This window comes from Wenjunlia tyrosinilytica, from assembly GCF_014646055.1.
Classification (GTDB): Bacteria; Actinomycetota; Actinomycetes; order Streptomycetales; family Streptomycetaceae; genus Wenjunlia; species Wenjunlia tyrosinilytica.
This window is the reverse complement of sequence record NZ_BMMS01000006.1, coordinates 232,644-249,655: the sequence shown is the minus strand read 5'-3', so window position 1 is coordinate 249,655 and position 17,012 is coordinate 232,644. Positions and strand designations below refer to the sequence as shown.

At 66.4% G+C, this 17,012-nt stretch carries 15 protein-coding genes and 1 riboswitch; of the genes, 10 read left to right on the top strand and 5 right to left on the bottom strand.

Features of this window, described 5'->3' with window-relative positions; translation table 11 throughout:
* Positions 1-383: 383 nt before the first annotated feature.
* The 4 genes from IEY86_RS09335 (at position 384) to IEY86_RS09320 (ending at position 5,577) form a co-directional block, all read left to right on the top strand.
* The gene (locus tag IEY86_RS09335) at positions 384-1,775 is read left to right on the top strand and encodes an NsdA family TPR-like regulatory protein (RefSeq protein WP_189131068.1); all 1,392 of its coding nucleotides are present in this window, start codon (positions 384-386) and stop codon (positions 1,773-1,775) included.
* 181 nt (positions 1,776-1,956) lie between these two features.
* On the top strand, positions 1,957-3,174 hold the full coding sequence (gene lhgD / locus IEY86_RS09330) for an L-2-hydroxyglutarate dehydrogenase (protein WP_189131067.1): 1,218 nt from the start codon (positions 1,957-1,959) through the stop codon (positions 3,172-3,174).
* A 12-nt stretch (positions 3,175-3,186) separates the two neighbouring features.
* Complete coding sequence (trmB, locus tag IEY86_RS09325; protein ID WP_229698261.1) at positions 3,187-4,056, top strand: tRNA (guanosine(46)-N7)-methyltransferase TrmB; 870 nt, start codon at positions 3,187-3,189, stop codon at positions 4,054-4,056.
* Positions 4,057-4,137: 81 nt separating this feature from the next.
* Positions 4,138-5,577: a PrsW family intramembrane metalloprotease gene (locus IEY86_RS09320; protein ID WP_189131066.1), complete on the top strand. Its 1,440-nt coding sequence runs from the start codon at positions 4,138-4,140 to the stop codon at positions 5,575-5,577.
* Positions 5,578-5,833: 256 nt separating this feature from the next.
* Here the strand turns inward: IEY86_RS09320 and IEY86_RS09315 are convergent, their stop codons facing one another.
* The gene (locus IEY86_RS09315; RefSeq protein ID WP_189131065.1) at positions 5,834-6,238 is read right to left on the bottom strand and encodes a VOC family protein; all 405 of its coding nucleotides are present in this window, start codon (positions 6,236-6,238) and stop codon (positions 5,834-5,836) included.
* 59 nt (positions 6,239-6,297) lie between these two features.
* Here IEY86_RS09315 and IEY86_RS09310 point away from each other — a divergent pair, with 59 nt between their 5' ends.
* Entirely contained in the window at positions 6,298-6,753 is a 456-nt protein-coding gene (locus IEY86_RS09310; RefSeq protein ID WP_189131064.1) for a MarR family winged helix-turn-helix transcriptional regulator, read from the top strand.
* Positions 6,754-6,779: 26 nt separating this feature from the next.
* Here the strand turns inward: IEY86_RS09310 and IEY86_RS09305 are convergent, their stop codons facing one another.
* The gene (locus IEY86_RS09305) at positions 6,780-7,433 is read right to left on the bottom strand and encodes an HAD family hydrolase (protein WP_189131063.1); all 654 of its coding nucleotides are present in this window, start codon (positions 7,431-7,433) and stop codon (positions 6,780-6,782) included.
* A gap of 67 nt (positions 7,434-7,500) precedes the next feature.
* Positions 7,501-7,902 (bottom strand): (deoxy)nucleoside triphosphate pyrophosphohydrolase, encoded by a 402-nt coding sequence (locus tag IEY86_RS09300; protein WP_189131062.1) that lies wholly within the window; start codon positions 7,900-7,902, stop codon positions 7,501-7,503.
* A gap of 104 nt (positions 7,903-8,006) precedes the next feature.
* On the opposite strand from IEY86_RS09300, the gene IEY86_RS09295 reads away from it, so the two are divergent.
* A complete protein-coding gene (locus tag IEY86_RS09295) occupies positions 8,007-11,240 on the top strand; it encodes a DEAD/DEAH box helicase (RefSeq protein WP_229698260.1) in 3,234 nt (1,077 codons plus the stop codon).
* Positions 11,241-11,512: 272 nt separating this feature from the next.
* On the opposite strand, the gene IEY86_RS09290 is transcribed toward IEY86_RS09295, so the two are convergent.
* Complete coding sequence (locus IEY86_RS09290) at positions 11,513-13,675, bottom strand: ATP-binding protein (protein ID WP_229698259.1); 2,163 nt, start codon at positions 13,673-13,675, stop codon at positions 11,513-11,515.
* Positions 13,676-13,914: 239 nt separating this feature from the next.
* Between IEY86_RS09290 and IEY86_RS09285 the strand changes: the two genes are divergently transcribed.
* The 4 genes from IEY86_RS09285 to IEY86_RS09270 all read left to right on the top strand — a co-directional run bounded on the left by IEY86_RS09285 (position 13,915) and on the right by IEY86_RS09270 (position 15,562).
* Entirely contained in the window at positions 13,915-14,109 is a 195-nt protein-coding gene (locus IEY86_RS09285) for a hypothetical protein (protein WP_373286981.1), read from the top strand.
* Between the two features lie 9 nt (positions 14,110-14,118).
* A complete protein-coding gene (locus IEY86_RS09280; protein ID WP_189131059.1) occupies positions 14,119-14,643 on the top strand; it encodes a DUF6879 family protein in 525 nt (174 codons plus the stop codon).
* Positions 14,636-15,223, top strand: a complete 588-nt coding sequence (locus IEY86_RS09275) for a GNAT family N-acetyltransferase (RefSeq protein WP_189131058.1) — start codon at positions 14,636-14,638, stop codon at positions 15,221-15,223. Before IEY86_RS09280 ends, IEY86_RS09275 begins: the two co-directional genes overlap by 8 nt.
* Positions 15,224-15,298: 75 nt before the next feature.
* Entirely contained in the window at positions 15,299-15,562 is a 264-nt protein-coding gene (locus IEY86_RS09270; protein ID WP_189131057.1) for a DUF1876 domain-containing protein, read from the top strand.
* 138 nt (positions 15,563-15,700) lie between these two features.
* On the opposite strand, the gene IEY86_RS09265 is transcribed toward IEY86_RS09270, so the two are convergent.
* Positions 15,701-16,558 (bottom strand): M23 family metallopeptidase, encoded by an 858-nt coding sequence (locus IEY86_RS09265; protein WP_308425117.1) that lies wholly within the window; start codon positions 16,556-16,558, stop codon positions 15,701-15,703.
* Positions 16,559-16,678: 120 nt separating this feature from the next.
* A riboswitch (cyclic di-AMP (ydaO/yuaA leader) is annotated at positions 16,679-16,859 on the bottom strand.
* Between the last annotated feature and the right edge of the window lie 153 nt (positions 16,860-17,012).

Genomic DNA, 17,012 nt, shown 5'->3' with positions numbered 1-17,012 from the left:
AGCCGGGCGCACAAGCACATGACGGGAGCACAAGCATGAAACCAACCGGAGCATCAGGTACTGATTCTCGCCATCCGGAACACTTGCTCTTAACGGTCGGGAGGCATGGAACTACGCTGGGTGCTACCCGAGCACGGACCGTCGCTGCATCTCGGCCCCGCTCCTCCGAAGACGCCGACCGCGACGACCCGCGGCCGGCGGCTCAGGGCTGTGAGGGCAGGGTACGAGCCGCTGCACGGGCCTATATGCGGTGGCAGGGGCGCCGAGGGGGTGGCAGGGGACATGGGTGAGCACGGCGGAACCGCATCCGGCGGATATGGCGTTGGCACATGCCGCACATGCGTCCTTCGTCTCGAGCGTCCGGAACGTTTCGAGGAGTCCGCATGAGCAAGGCAGCGCGTGGGCCCAATGAGAAGCTCGGCACTCTGCTGGCGCTGGCCGGAATCAGTAATGCCGGTCTTGCCCGTCGGGTGAATGACCTTGGCTCACAAAGGGGCTTGACACTTCGTTATGACAAGACCTCGGTGGCCCGCTGGGTTTCCAAGGGCATGGTGCCACAGGGCGCCGCGCCCCATCTGATCGCCGCGGCCATCGGCCAGAAGCTCGGCCGGCCCGTCCCGCTGCACGAGATCGGGCTGGCCGACGCCGACCCGGCACCCGAGGTCGGTCTGGCCTTCCCGCGCGACGTGGGGGACGCCGTGCGCAGCGCCACCGATCTGTGGCGGCTCGACCTGGCGGGGCGGCGGGACTTCCTGGCGGGCTCGTTCGCGGTGACCGCTTACGCCACCCCGGCCTCGCGCTGGCTGATCACCCCGGCGGACGGCTCGGTCGCCCGGCACGTCACCGAGCCGACCTCGCAGCGCGTGGGCCACAGCGACGTCTCCAAGCTGCGCGAGGCCGCGGAGGACGCCCGCCGCTGGGACAGCAAGTACGGCGGCGGGGACTGGCGTTCCGGCATGGTGCCGGAGTGCCTGCGCGTCGAGGCGGCGCCCTTGCTCCTCGGCGCCTACAGCGACGAAGTGGGCCGGTCGCTGTTCGGGGCGACGGCCGAGCTGACCAGGCTGGCCGGCTGGATGGCGTTCGACACCGGGCAGCAGGAGGCGGCCCAGCGCTACTACATCCAGGCACTGCGGCTGGCCAGGGCGGCGGCGGACGTGCCGCTGGGCGGGTATGTGCTGGCGTCGATGAGCCTTCAGGCCACCTACCGGGGGTTCGCCGACGAGGGCGTGGACCTCGCCCAGGCGGCCCTGGAGCGCAACCGCGGGCTCGCCACCGCCCGCACCATGAGCTTCTTCCACCTCGTGGAGGCCCGCGCGCACGCCAAGGCCGGCGAGGCGGCGGCCTGCGGGACGGCGATAGGCGCGGCCGAGGCGCAGCTCGAGCGCTCCCGCAAGGGCGACCCCGACCCGTCCTGGCTGGGCTTCTACTCCTACGACCGGCTCGCCGCCGACGCGGCCGAGTGCTACCGGGACCTGGGGGCGCCCCTTCAGGTGCGCAGGTTCACCGAGAAGGCGATGGCCAGCCCGACGGAGGAGTTCGTGCGCTCGCACGGCCTGCGCCTGGTGGTCTCGGCGGTGGCCGAGCTGGAGCTGGGCAATCTCGACGCGGCCTGCGCGGTCGGCACCCGGGCCCTGGAGGTGGCGGGGCGCATCAGCTCCGCCCGCACCACGGAGTATGTCCGGGATCTGCTGCACCGGCTCGAGCCCTACGGCAACGACACACGGGTGATGGAGCTCCGGGAACGGGCGCGTCCGCTTCTGGCGGCGCCCGCGTAGTGTCAAAGGCGTCGTGGCAGGCAATGATCGGGGACAGGACGGGGGACGGCGGAACGCCGGAGCGCGGCGGAAGGCCGGGCGGCGGCGAGAGGCCGGTGTCCGGCGGCAGGACGCCGGGGACCGGCGAGTGTCCCGGGCTCGGCGAGGATCCGGGGCCCGGCGAGAGGCGAGGAGGCGGCCGGTGGCGTACGGCTACGACGTGCTGGTGGTCGGTGGCGGGATCATCGGCCTTTCGACGGCACATGCGATCACTCAGGCCGCTCCCGGCACATCCGTCGCCGTCCTGGAGAAGGAGACCGCCCTCGCCACGCACCAGACCGGCCGCAACAGCGGGGTGATCCACAGCGGGGTGTACTACCGCCCCGGCTCGTTCAAGGCACGGTTCGCGGTGCGCGGCGCGGACGAGATGGTGAAGTTCTGCCTCGACCACGACATCGCGCACGAGGTCACCGGCAAGCTGATCGTGGCCACCGCCCGCGAGGAGCTGCCGAGGCTGCACGCCCTGGCCCAGCGCGGCCGGGAGAACCGCATCCCGGTGCGCGAGCTGGGGCCCGCCCAGATCGCCGAGCGCGAGCCGCACGTCGGCGGGCTGGCCGCGATCCATGTGGGCTCCACCGGTATCTGCGACTTCGGCGCCGTGGCCCGGACCCTGGCGTCCCTGGCCCAGGCGGCCGGGGTGGAGCTGCGCACGGGCACCGGGGTGCGCGAGATCGCCCGCCGCCCCGACGGCATCACGGTCCAGACGGACATCGGCGAGGTGCGCGGCCGGGTCCTGGTGAACTGCGCGGGGCTGCACTGCGACCGCGTGGCGCGGATGGCCGGGGAGGACCTGGGCATGCGCATCGTCCCGTTCCGGGGCGAGTACTACGAGCTCGCCGAGCGCAGCCGTGACCTGGTGCGCGGGCTGGTCTATCCGGTGCCCGACCCGGCGTTCCCGTTCCTCGGCGTCCACCTCACCCGCGATGTGCACGGCGGGGTCCATGTCGGGCCGAACGCGGTGCCTGCCCTCGCCCGCGAGGGCTACTCCTGGCTGCGGGCGCGGCCCCGGGACATGGCCGAGGTGCTGGCGTTCCCCGGCTCATGGCGGATCCTCCGGCGGCACTGGCGCTACGAGGCGGGCGAGCTGCGCCGCTCGCTGTCGAAGAAGGCGTTCGTCACGGCGGTGCGGCAGCTCCTGCCCGCAGTGAGCGCCGACGACCTGGTCCCGGCGGCGGCCGGGGTGCGGGCGCAGGCGGTACTGCGGGACGGCACGCTCGTGGACGACTTCCTGTTCGGGGGCTCGGGCCCGTTCGTCCATGTGCTCAATGCCCCGTCTCCGGCGGCCACGGCGTCGCTGCCCATCGGCAGAGAGGTCGCGCGGAGGGCGCTGGAGGCCCTGGCGGGGTCCCGCAGCACGTAAAATCGAGACATCGTGTCTACTACACCCATCGCCGCACCCGAGGGCGCGCGGATCGAGCCTCCGGCCGCGGCTCCGGCCTCGCCGACCGGGGCCCCGGCCTCGACGGCTCCCCTCCCGACCGAGCCGACTGAGGGCCCGGTCTCGACGGCTCCCCTCCCGGCCTCGCCGACTGGGCCCCCGGCCTCGACGGCCGAGGCCACGGGCGGCACCGCGCCCGAGCAGCGCATCCGCAGCTTCCACCCGCGGCGCGGCCGGATCACCGTGGCCCAGGCGGACGCGCACGAGCGCCTGTGGCCGACGTACGGCCTGGAGGTCGACGGGCGCCCCCTGGACCTCGGCGAGCTCTTCGGCGACCCCGACCTCCCCGTGGTCCTGGAGATCGGCTTCGGCATGGGCGAGGCGACGGCGGGCATGGCCTCGGCCGCCCCCGAGACGGGCATCCTCGGCTGCGACGTCCACACCCCCGGCCAGGGCAACCTGCTCGGCATGATCGAGGCCGAGGACCTGAAGAACGTGCGCATCGCGAACGGGGACGCGTTCGTGCTCCTGCGCGACATGCTGCCGCCCGCGAGCCTCGCCGGGCTGCGCGTCTACTTCCCCGACCCGTGGCCGAAGAAGCGGCACCACAAGCGCCGCCTGATCCAGCCCGGCTTCGTCTCCCTGGCCGTCTCCCGGCTCGTCCCCGGCGCCCTCGTCCACTGCGCCACCGACTGGGAGCCGTACGCCGAGCAGATGCTCGAGGTGCTCGGCGCCGAGCCGACGTTGAAGAACCTCCACGACGGCTACGCCCCGCGCCCTGCGTTCCGCCCCATGACCAAGTTTGAACGCCAGGGGATCAAGAAGGGCCATATCGTGCACGACCTGCTCTTTGAACACCTGTAGTACGCCCCCCGTAACCCCGGACAGCCCCGCAAGTCCCGGTACTCCGTGTCCGCCGTCCGCCCGCGCCCTTAGGGTCGTGTGATGAACCCGTACGCGGCAGGCTCCGAGCACGGCGGCGGCTGGCCGTCGGCCGGCCCGGTCGGTCAGCACCCGGTGCCCGCCTACCATCCGGAGCCCCGGTTCTCGCTGCCGCCCGCCGAGCAGTGGCGCTACCGGCCGCGCCGGGCCTTCCTGGAGAACAAGGCGCTGCGCGCGGGCGCCGTCACGACCACGCTCGCGCTGTGCGGACTGGGCATCCTGGCGCTCGTCCAGCAGTCGGTCGGCACGGAGGGGTTCTTCGTCGGCCTGGGACTGTCGTTGCTGCCGGTCCCGCTGCTCGTCGGGGCGTTCATGTGGATCGACCGCGTCGAGCCCGAGCCCTGGCGCAATCTGCTGTTCGCCTTCGCCTGGGGCGCGTGCGCCGCCACGCTGATAGCGATCTTCGCAAATGAGTGGGCCACCCACTGGCTGGGGTCGATCAACCCCGACGACTCCGAGACCCTCAGCCTGACGGTGGCCGCGCCGATGGTGGAGGAGACCACGAAGGGCGCGGCGATCCTGCTCCTGTTCCTGTTCCGAAGAAAGGACTTCGACGGGATCGTCGACGGGGTGGTGATAGCCGGGCTGACCGCGACCGGCTTCGCGTTCACCGAGAACATCCTCTACCTCGGCGACGCCTTCGGTGAGGACCTGGCGTTCGGGAACGAGACGCTCGGCGGCATCACGATCATGACCTTCTTCATGCGGGTGATCATCTCCCCGTTCGCGCACCCCCTCTTCACCTGTATGACGGGCGTCGGCTTCGGCCTGGCCGCCGTGACCCGCAACCGTGCGCTCCGCGTCCTCGCGCCCATCGGCGGCCTGCTGGTCGCGATGGTGCTGCACGGGGTCTGGAACGGCTCCTCGGTCATGGGCCTGCTGGGATTCGTGCTGATCTACGGGGTGTTCATGGTCCCGGTCTTCGGCCTGATGGTGTGGCTGGCGGTGTGGTCGCGGAACAACGAGCTGAAGACCGTGGGCAGGCAGCTGCCCGTCTACGCCGCCGCGGGCTGGATATCCCACCCCGAGCCGCTGGCGCTGTCCTCCATGAAGGCCCGCAAACTCGCCCGCGACCTCGCCAGGTTCACCCAGGGCGAGGCCGGTGTCCGGCTGATGCGCGAGTACCAGGGCTTCGCCACCGCGCTGGCGTTCCTGCGGGCCAAGGCGGCTCGCGGGGGCACACCCGCGGACTTCACCTCTCGGGAACAGGAACTCCTGCACCACCTGTGGCAGCGCAAGGCCGCGGTCCAACCGGCGCTGGCCCAGGCCGCGTTCTCCGTCTGCCGCCCGCCGGCACCCCCGCCCCCGCCGCCGGGGTGGGGCCCGCCGGGCTGGGCGCCAGGACCGGGACCGGGATGGGGCCCACCGGCCTGGAACCCCGGCCCGGGCCCGCTGCCGGGCAGCCCCCACTTCCCCCGCCAGGACCCGGGACGGCACCGATAGGGATCGGCCGGCGTCCGGTCCGGCCTGTCGCCGGGCCGGCCGGTCTGGCCGGGCTGCCCGGATCTGGGCGCTCCTCACCGAGGTCCGCGAAGCGTCCACCCAGTCACTCAGTGGGACTCGGTCGGACTCGGCAGGACTCGGCAGGACTCGGCAGGACTCGGCAGGACTCAGAAAGGATCGAAGGGCTCAGCAGGGCTCAGCAAGGGTCAGCGGGGCTCAGCAAGGGTCAGCGGGGCTCAGCAAGGGCCGGCAGAGGTCAGTAGGACTGAAGCTCGAGCAGATTCCCGTCGGGATCCCGCAGGTGCGCCGTACGGAGATTCGGCGCCCACTGCGGCCGGTCCCGCGCCGGGGCCACCACCACCGCCCCGTACCGCTCGCACACCGCCACCGCCTTGTCGACGTCGCCCACCCGCAGCACCAGCGCCAGCCCGTCCTGGTCCCGCGTCCGCGGCTCGGGCGGGGGCGCTCCGACAGCCGCCGCCATCGCGGCCCGGTCGAAGAGGACGAGAACGGCCTCGTCCCCGAGATCCCAGTTGGCGTAGGGCCCGCTCTCGTCGCCTTTGACGGCGGTCGCGCCCACGATCTCGCCCAGCACTCCTCGGTAGAAGCGGAACATCCGCCCGAAGTCGTCCACCAGCAGCCGCGGACAAAGGGCATCCATGGGCTCGCACTCCATTCGTTGGTTATCACCTACGATTGGTGACAGCCTACGATATGCCCATGCCGGAGACCCACTACCCGCCCAGCCTCCTCGACCAGGACGTCTTCGTTCTGTCGCGCATTGCCCTGACCGCCCGCCGCCGCCTCGCCGAGCGGTTGGCGGAGCGCGACATGAACCGCTGGGACGTGGCGGTCCTGGCGGTCCTCACCGACAGGGGGCCGACCGTCCAGCGCTCCATCGCCGCCGCTTTGGGCATCGACCCGAGCGATCTTGTCGACATCGTCGACCACCTGCTGTCCGCCGGGCTGGCGGCGCGGGACCGAGACCCCGCCGACCGGCGCCGCTACATCCTCCGGATCACGAGCGAGGGCCGTGAAGCCTTCGCCTGGGCGCGGAAGGAGGAACAGGCACTGCGCGAGGCCCTGTTGACCCCGTTGAACGCCCCCCAGCGAGAGGCCTGGCACACCCTCCTGACCGCGCTGCGCACCCACCCCGAAGTGACCGGGCAGCGGTGACGCCGGGGCGCCGTTGAGGCAGCCCCTCACCCCTCCCCGTTGGCCCGCGCCACCCACTCAGGCAGTTCATCGAGCCCGCCGAGCCGGACGTCGGGAAGCCGGTGATCCCCGTTCTCCCGCGCCAGGAACCCCCACGGCCCGCGCCGCAGCCACGCCGCCCGCATGCCCAGTGCCTTGGCGGGCACCACGTCGTTCTCCATCCGGTCACCCACGTAGAGGATCTCGCCGGCCGGGAAAGGCACTTCTTCCAGCACCCGCTCGAAGAAGGCGGGATCCGGCTTGGACACCCCCCACTCGGCGCTGACCCCGATCAGGTCCACGGGCAGCCGCAACGACTCCAGATTCCCGCGCGCCCGCTTCGGCTGGTTCCCGGCGATCCCGACCCACAGCCCGGCCGCCTTGAGCGCCTCGACGCAGGGCCGCACATCCGGATAGAGATCCGCCACCCCGAACCCCTCCGCCACCCCGGCGACGGCCCGCTTGCGCGCCTCGACCTCGATGTCGAAGTCGGGCTTGAAGGTCCGGAACACATCGAAGTGATCGACCTCCCGCGTCAGCGAGGCCCCGAACACCGCCGAAAACGTATGCCGCGGCACCCCCAACCAGTCGGCCCACGACCCAAAGACCTCGGTCTCGTCAACGAGGGTCTCCCCCACATCGAACACGACAGCTCTGATCATGCGCCTCAGGCTACGGACGCCCCCCGAATCCGGGGAGAGCTCCAGGGGCGACAGCCCACTCGAAGACTCAACTCCCCGTAGTGAGGAGCTTGGCCACGCACTCGAGAACCACTCGATCTTGGGGCAGCCAGTCCACGTGGTCCAACTGACCGGCGCTCAGCCACTTCAAGGCATCATGGTCCTGAAGTGGCCTAGGCTCCCCCGACACCAACTGGGCCGTCCAGAAGCGCAGAACGAGCCCTGGACGAAGAACGGACTCACCCTCCAACTGTGCTCCCACCTGGACCTCGATCCCGAGCTCCTCACGCAACTCTCGGGTCAACGCTTCCTCGGGGCTCTCTCCAGGTTCAACCTTTCCGCCCGGGAACTCCCACCGGCCAGCCATCTCGGGCGGCGCACTCCTGCGCGCAGCTAGCAACTGCCCACCCCTGATCACTGCTCCACCGACCACGACTTGTTGCGCATCCATGCCATCACCCTATGGGCCGGGGCAGCTACGACCTTCCTCCACCAGGCCCCGCCTGTCGGCGTTACCTGTTACAACGAGAAGACACACAGTCACTCGGAGGTGCCGTGCCCGATCGTTCCCCACGCCGACTCGATCAGAAGCTGCCCACGGGGCTCTACGAGGAGCTGATCACCGAACAGCTCTCGGTCACCCTTAAGGAGCTTCAGGAGGGCGGCTTGGAGCCGGTGCAAGGGATGGTCGAGGCGGAGCGAGCTCCTCATGCCCTCGCTGAACACATCCGCAATGCTGCGCAACAAGCACTGGCCGGCGTGCCCCTTGAGCTGCAAGTGAACGCGGCTAACAACATCCTTCAAGCGATCGCTGCAGCGAAGATGGCGACAGAGACAATCGACGGGCCCTTGCTGCACGAGCCGCCGAAGTCCTTGGATCGACTCATCCCTGGTCCGCGCGAACTGCTTGCTCTAGCTGAACCAGAGCCGGGAACTAAGGGTGTGTACAAGGTACGTCCGGTCCGGCCCACAACTCCGCTTGTTGAGGCCGGGCTGCTCACCAACGCGAAAGGTGACACGAGCCTCGGCGCAGAGCTTCGGGCCGAATTGACAACAGCCGACGGCGTAGACCTGTTGTGTGCCTTTGTGAAGTGGACAGGGCTTAGCGTACTGCATGATCAGCTCACCTTGGCTGCCGAGCGGGGCGTACCCATCCGGGTTATCACGACCACCTACATAGGAGCTACCGAGCGACAGGCCCTCGACTGGCTGGTAAGACGATTTGGCGCGCAAGTAAAGGTCAACTACGAAGTTTCCACAACTCGGCTGCACGCAAAAGCGTGGCTCTTCCGTCGACGCACTGGCTACGACACCGCGTATGTGGGTAGCTCCAATCTTTCCAAGGCCGCGCTGCTCGACGGGCTCGAGTGGAACGTCCGACTCTCCTCTATCGCCACTAAGAAGGCCTTGACAAAGTTCGAAGCCACATTCAACGCCTATTGGGAAGACGACGCGTTCGAGGCGTACGATCCTGACCGCGACGCCGAACGCCTCGATGCTGCTCTCCAACAAGCCTGGGGTTCGCACGGTGGGAAGGGCAATATTCCGCCAGAGACAGAGGCAAATCTTGGCCAGTTGACTAGCAACACAGGTATCCGAGTCCGCCCGCTCCCTCACCAGCTAGAAATGCTCGAACACTTGCGCGTCGCCCGAGAAGTCTATAATACCAACCTCCTGGTGGCGGCCACCGGAACGGGCAAGACCGTAATTGCCGCCCTGGACTATTTGGGCTTGCGACGCCAACTAGGCCAGAAGCAATTGAAACTACTGTTCATTGCCCACCGTCAAGAAATTTTGGAGCATGCCCAGCGAACCTATCAAGTCGTCTTGAGGGAGCCGAATTTTGGGAAGATTCTAAGCGGAAAGCAAAAGCCAGACGTCTGGGATGCTACCTTCGCAACGATTCAGTCACTAACTGGAAAGGTGGAAAACTTCGACAAAGACATGTTTGACATCATCGTCATCGATGAGTGTCACCATGCCGTCTCTCCGACTTACAAGAAGGTGATGAATCACTTCACCCCGCTACAATTTCTAGGCTTGACCGCAACCCCTGAACGAATGGATGGGAAGCACGTCCAGGACGTTCTATTTCAAGGACGAATTGCTGCAGAGATGCGTTTGTGGGAAGCGCTGGAAGATCGCCTTCTATGCCCGTTCCACTACTTCGGCCTCCATGACGGCACCGACCTCCGCAATGTAGATATCACGGGTGGAGAGTATGAAGTAGAAGCACTGACTGACGCACTGTTGGCCAATGGTGTTCAAGCACGCCACGTCATCGACGAAATTTACCGAAGGTTCGCCACACCACAGAAGATGCGGGCTATCGGATTCTGCGCCTCAGTGCGACACGCTGAATACATGGCTGAACACTTTCGCAGTGCCGGGCTGGAGGCCATGGCCGTAACCAGTCAAACTCCCGATAATGAGCGAAGGGATGCCTTGACGGGCCTTCACTCCGGGGACATTCAGGTCCTCTTTACGCGAGATTTGTTCAACGAGGGTATCGACATTCCTGATATCGATACCCTCTTGATGCTTCGTCCTACTTCTAGCGCCACCATCTTCCTTCAGCAACTCGGGCGAGGTCTGCGCCGTTCACCCAACAAGACAGTGTTGACTGTTCTCGACTTTATAGGGCATCAGCACCAGAAGTTCCGATTCGAGCCCCGCTATAGAGCATTGACCGGCTATACGCACAGAGAACTAGTGTCAGCACTTGAACGCGAGTTCCCTCAGCTACCTGCGGGTTGCGAGATCATTCTGGATGCAGTCTCACAGGAGAGAGTTCTCAAGAATATCCGCGACCAGGTCGATTGGAACGTCCAAACACTGGCTGCCGACATTAAAGCGAGCCAAGAAACAACGATCGCGGGCTATCTGCATCGGAGTCAGCGTGACATCGCCGACTTGTACGATAACCGAGATCGCTGTTGGACAAATCTGCTGCGCCGAGCCAAACTTCACACCGATGCGCCGAGGGAACGTGAGGCAGAGCTACTCAGCCGAATTCGCGCCTTCCTAAATGTCGACGATGCTGAACGTCTGGTGGCCTACTCCCGTCTACTCCAGGAAAATGCGCCACGTTATGAGGACTTGAACCCAAAGGATCAGGGCTACGCTCGAATGCTCTTCTTCTCGTTCTTTCCCAACGCCACCGGGTTGAGCACATATCAGCAGGGACTCGATCTCATCCGAAGGAACCCGGCAGTTGTCATGGAGCTTAGCCAAGTCCTTGCTCTTGACCTGAGCCGCAGCCCTTTCAAGCCTGCACCTCTACCAGATCCGTTCAGTGAGCTCTCCCTTGCACTACACGCTTCCTATACTCGAGAGGAAATCTGGACTGCACTCAACTACACTAAATTGGGCGGACGTCTACCTGCCTCATTCAATGCAGGTGTCGCCCACTGCAAGGAAATCAACACCGACGCCTTCCTCATTACAATCGAAAAGGATCAGAAGAAGTTCACTCAAAGCACGATGTACAACGACTACGCGAGCGCACCAAACATTTTCCATTGGGAAACCCAGAGCGGGGTGGGTGCCACAAGTGCAACCGCTCAGCGCTACATCCACCACGTCGAGCGGGGTAGCCATGTCCTCCTCTTTGCTCGCCGGCACAAAGAAACCGAGCGCAGACTTCCTCAGCCATGGCTGCTACTAGGGCCAGCTCGCCATATTTCACACGAGGGCAGTAGGCCGATGAAGGTGGTCTGGAAGCTGGAGCATGCGATGCCCAACGCGGCCTTCCAGGAGTTCCGAAGGGAAGCTTCGTCCTCCAACTGACCCGTCAGTTCGAGCTAGTAGAGCTAGAGGTTCTAGGCCAACGGACGGACCATGGTCAGCATGACGGGGCATCGGGGAAGGGTTGCTGTTCGTGAGGTCTGATTCCCATCCGGGGCGAGATGCATCCGAGGGAAGTCGGCGGTCGAAGGAGGCCCGGGAGCGAATTTGCTGCTCGAAGGATCACTGCGCGTTGGTGGACCGACGCCGACGGAGAGCCCCTTCCGCCCATTCCACTGAATCGGTCTCGGTTCGCGGTCCCCGGATCCCGGGTCTCAGAGAGGGGGTTGCGGTAGGTCCCCCAGTCGCGAGCGGACCGTTGATGCCTGTGGGTCGTCCAGTTCGGTGAGCAGGGCAAGGGCGCGTTGCCATGCCTGCCGGGCTGCCGCATAGTCGCTGGCCGTCGAGTGGGCTTGGCCCAGACAGTCCAGTACAAGGGCCTCGTGGCGGCGATCCCCGAGTCCAGCGAAGGATGCAGCAGCATCCTCGAACGCGCTGATTGCCTCATGGTGCCTTCCGAGATCCTGCAGGGCCAAGGCTAGGCGGAATGTGCCCAGCGTCTCGCTCCACCGGTTGTCCAGTTCACGGAAGATCTCCAATGCCGACAGATACTGAGCTACCGCTTGGTCCGGATGTCCCAGCCCATGCTGCCCTTGCCCGATGCTGAGCAGGCACATCCCCTGGCCTCGCCGCTCGCCGAGGTCGACGAGGGCGGGGAGTGCCCGCTCCGAGTAGTCGATGGCTCGCTCGAAGCTCCCCTGTTCCAGGTGCACCAGACTGATACCGCGTAGCGCGAATGCCTCACCCCAGCGGTCGCCGGTGTCCCGTGTCACCTCCAACGCCTGGGCATAGGCTTCTTGAGCGGAGCCGAAGTCCCGCAGGTCCCAATAGGCATCACCGAGACTGAGTGCCGTCCACCCCTCTCCGAACCGGTCGCCCAGGTTCCGGGCAGCGGCAAGGCCCACGCGATGTGTGGAGATCCAGTCGTCCCAGTAGGAGCGCCGCTCGAAGAAACCCATCAGCGCGACCGGCAGTTTCCAAGCGATCTCGTATCTTCCCAGCGCATCGGCTTGGCGTACCGCATCGAGAAGTACCAGCCGTTCCTGTTCGCACCAGGCCAGAGCAGCGTCCAGATCGGCGAACGTCTCCGGGTCAGGTTGGGGAGTCTGGTCAGGTAAGGGGACGGCGCGGCCCTGCGGAAGAATGACACGTGCGGCGGCACACGCGGTGTGGAGATACCAGTTCAACGTCCGGTCGACGGCATCGCCTCGAAGGATGTCCGACTCCTCAGCCATGGCCTGCTCCAGTGCATATGAACGAAGTAGATCATGGAAACGGTACCGATCCCGACTTGTCTGCTCTATTAGGTGAAGACCATGCAGTCTGTCCAGGCGTCGCCTCGCCTGCACCGCGGAGATACCGGACAGCGCTGCGACAGCACGGGTGCTGAACTCCGGCGCCGGATGCAGCGCCAGCAATCGGAAGGTCTGCGCGACCGCCTCGGGAAGGGCTCGGTATGACCACGAGAACACCGTGCGTACGGCCGTCACCTCGTCGTCGTCCGTGGCCAGCGCATCCAGCCGGTCGCGCTCGTCGGCCAGTTCACCGACGAGGTCCCGCAAGCTGCTGTGTGGATGACCCATCGCACGCTCAGCCACGATGCGCAAGGCGAGCGGTAGATGGTCGCAGCGTTCCGCCAGTTGAGCGGCCGCTGCCAACTCGGCGTCCACTCGCACGCGGCCGATAATCTCCCTGAGCAGTTGGAGGGATCCCTCGGGTGACAGGTACTGGAGGACCATGCGGGTGGCTCCCTCCCGGGCCACGAGACCTGACAGTCGGCTACGGCTGGTGACCAGGACTAGGCAACGGTGGGAACCCGGTAAGAGCGGCCGCACCTGGTCAGCCGCTGCAGCGTTGTCCAGGACGAGCAGCACACGCCTGCCGTCGAGCAGGGACCGGAAGAGGGCGGATCGGGCCCCCAACTCGCTGGGGATACGCGCGGCAGGCACATTGAGACAGTGGAGGAAGCCGTCCAGCGCCTGGGCTGCGGTCAGGGGAGGCCCTAGATCGTAGCCACGCAGGTTCACGTAAAGGTCGCCGTCCGGGAAGGCTTCGCGTACTCGGTGCGCCCAGTGCACCGCCAGAGCGGTCTTACCGACTCCCGCGGCTCCCGCAATCGCTGATATAACGATCGGCGAAGGAAGGAATACGGGTGATTGCTGAGCGCAGTGTGACAGGAGTGAGTCGAGCTCTGCAATGTCTCGGCGCCTGTTGACAAATCCGGTCACATCCAGAGGCAACTGCCTGGGGGCGGTCCAGCCCTCATCCGTCGCGACCGAGATATGTACTCCGCCCTGGACAGTGCCTGCTTGCACGACGGCTCCCGCAGTGCCTGACAAGTCGTTCCTGATCGCCCCCTGATCATGACCGCTACCCATGATTCCCCCGAATCCCTCACTGCACCTCAGCAGTCCATTCCGGCATGGTTACCACAGTCTTCGTGGGAATAATCCATTCTGCTCCGGGATGGCCGCGCCAGGATTGTCGATGGCCGAAACCCAGCTGCTTCCCATCGAGTCACACCCTGACCTCGGATAAGGCCGCACTGCGGTCTGGCGCGCCTCCCTGACCCCCAGTACGATGCACGCACGCACTGACATAGCGGATCGAAGGAGAGATGATGAAATTACGTTTCCTGCGCAGTTCCAGCAATTCCGGAAGCTGCCCGTCGCTCTACGAGACCGACTCGGGCGACATCGTGGTGCAGGGCTACGAGCTGACCGACCCCGAGGCGCTCTCACAGCTGCGTGACGTGCTGCCCGGCGAGCGGTTCGTCGTGGTCCCCCGGTCGCTCCTCGAGTCCTTCAAGTGAAAGCGTGACATGGGGGAACCGAACAGCGATCCGGACTCTTTCCTCGCGCTCTTCACTGATTTTGAGCACACTGCCTATCGCCTAGAGGTCAGGACCTCATATGGAGTCGCCGGGGAGGATGAACCGTATCAGCGCTTTCTCGCGGGCGATGATCCTGGCGTGAGCTGGCTACAGCCATGGCTCGATGTGATGTCCGAGCAGACAGGGCAGGGCAAACGCGTAGAGCGGGTACGAGTTGTCGACGATCCGCCCAGCGACTATCTGCGCTGGGAACTCGCCAACACGCCGCACAATCTCAAGGCCGGGGAGGACATCAGGTACTTATCGCGGGAGAAGGCCATGGAATTACGGCTACCCCAATACGACTATTGGGTTTTCGATAGCCGACTCCTGGTCTCGCTTAGGTTCGACAAGGACGACCGGTTCCTGGGATTCGAGTCGGACGACGACGCGGGCGCGGTCTTGCTGCATCTTCAGTGGCGTGACGCCGCGTGGCATCACGCATTGACGTTCGAGCAGTACATCAATGGTTGACGGCCCCGGCCCCGCTCACCATTCCCTCTGGGAGAACAAGCACATAAGGCTGCGGGGTTTCAAGGCTGACGACTGGCCCTACTTCTCTCGGTTCGAGAAGGACTCGAACGACGCCCGAAGTGTCTTCCGGATCGTTCCACCCAGAGCAGATGAGGCCCATGAAGCGGAGACTGCCGAACTGGTCCGCAAGCCGGTCGATGAGGACTGCTTCTCCCTGGCGATCGAGAGCCGGGATTCCGGGGAGATCGCCGGGGCGATATCGGTCATCGATGCTGACCGCCGGGCTGGGCGGTTCACCTGCGGTCTGGCGGTTGACCGTGACCACCGGCGGAGGGGCTACGCCACCGAGGCGGTGCTGACTCTTCTGCGCTACATGTTCGACGAGCGGCGCTTCCACAAGTGCGAGGTCTACATCTATGCCTTCAACACTGCGTCGCTCGCCCTGCACGAGAAGATCGGCTTCACGCAGGAAGGGCGGCTGCGGGAGCGAGAGTTCTTCGAAGGCCACCACTGGGACGTCGTCGTCATGGGGATCACCTCCGACGAGTACAGGGAACGCCGTTCCCCCGTGTCCCTTTGATCACCCTTGCCAGGGTGGGCACGGCAGGCGCAGGCTGGGAGGTGGCGCAGCGCTATGCCGAAGAGGTGGTCCGCCATGAAGAACCGTTGGAATATCTACCTGGCATTCGAAGAGGACGAGCAGCGCACGGCCTGCACGGCGACGCTGAGTGGAGAGGGCGCCCCCGATGTGAGGGGTCACGGGTACTCCCGGCGCAATCCGCAGGATGAGCCCGACACCCGGATCGGGGAGGAGATCGCCGCCGCGCGGGCGTGCTCGAACCTCGCGCACGAGATCCTGGAGAAGGCGGCCGGCGACATCGAGGCGCGGACGCACCGGCCCGCGCACCTGTCGGTGTAGCCCGCGCACCTGTCGGTGTAGCCCGCGTATCTGTTGGTGTCCCGCGTAGCTGTCGGTGTAAGGGAGAAGGGAGCCGACGGCCCTGATGACGGGGGTTTCACCAGGGCCGTCGGGATCCAGGGGTGGAATCGGGGGGCGTCAGACGTTGAGGCCCTTGCTCTGCAGCCACGGGCGCGGGTCGATGGGGGTGCCGCCGCCCGGGCGGACCTCGAGGTGGAGGTGGGGGCCGGTCACATTGCCGGTGGCGCCGACGCGGCCGATGGTGTCGCCGGGGGCGACCTTGCCCGAGGTGCGGACCATCGAGGAGAGGTGGCAGTACCAGGTCTCGGTTCCGTCGGTGTGCTTGACGATGATCCGGTAGCCGTAGGCGCCCGCCCACCCGGCGGAGGTGATCTCGCCCTGGGCCACCGAGTACACCGAGGTGCCGGTCGGGGCGGCGAAGTCGAGGCCGGTGTGGTTGTGGGACCACAGGTTGCCCGCCTGGCCGAAGCCGGCGGTCAGCTGGAAGTTGGTGGTGGGCAGGACGTAGCGGCCGAGGTTGGCCTTGCGCTCGGCCTCCTCCTTGGCCTTGCGCGCCCTCTCGGCCTTCTCCCGGGCGGCCTTGTCGGCGATGGCCTTCTTCGCGGCCTCCTCGCGGACCTTCCTGGCCGCGGCTTCCTTCGCCGCCTTGCCGGCCGCGTCCTTCTCGGCCTGGGTGCGGTCCGCGTTCTCGGCGGCGCTCTGCTGCCCTTCGGCCTGGGCGAGTATGCGGGTGCGCAGCTGCTCGCCGGCGTTCTGCACATTGGCCGCGGCCGTCGTGGTCCCGGCCGCGTCGGCGGAGGGGTGCCCGTCGCCGAAGCCGAGGTCCGGCATGGACAGGGAGACCGGGGAGCTGCCCTCCGCCGTGGCCACACCGCCGACGCCCACCGCCGCCATCGTCGCCACGCCGAGAACCGTGCCGCCCCTGGACATCGAACGCTGCTTGGGGAGCCGGTGGCGCCCGCGAACCGCAGCCACGTCCTCTTCCGAGGGGTTCCAGGTCGAAACGGGTTCCGGAACCGGTTCCGAAACGGGTTCCGAATCGGGCTCGGAAAGAAGTTCCGGGGCAGGCTGGTTGGACGCCACGACTGGCGCACTCCTTTCCTTCCTTCTCGCCGACCGGGTTAGCTGACGGGTTCGGAGCAGGAAGGTCCCCTACGAGTCTGCTGGTTGCCCAGCCGACCCGATTCACCCCAGTTCCCTCCGCGTTGGGAGGGAGGTGGTTCCCCGGTTCCCTGACACCCTGACCAGGGTGTTCGGGATTAGGCGATGGCGCACGGTGCCGCTTGGGACGGCGTTGCCGACCGCGCTGCGTTATCAGACGTTAATAGAACTCCCCCGTAGATACCAAGCTGTTCCGCTGATTGCTTCACGGATCATTGCGGACGAAAGGGGTGTTGGGGGCGACCTTGTCGAACGGGAGGTCTCGGGG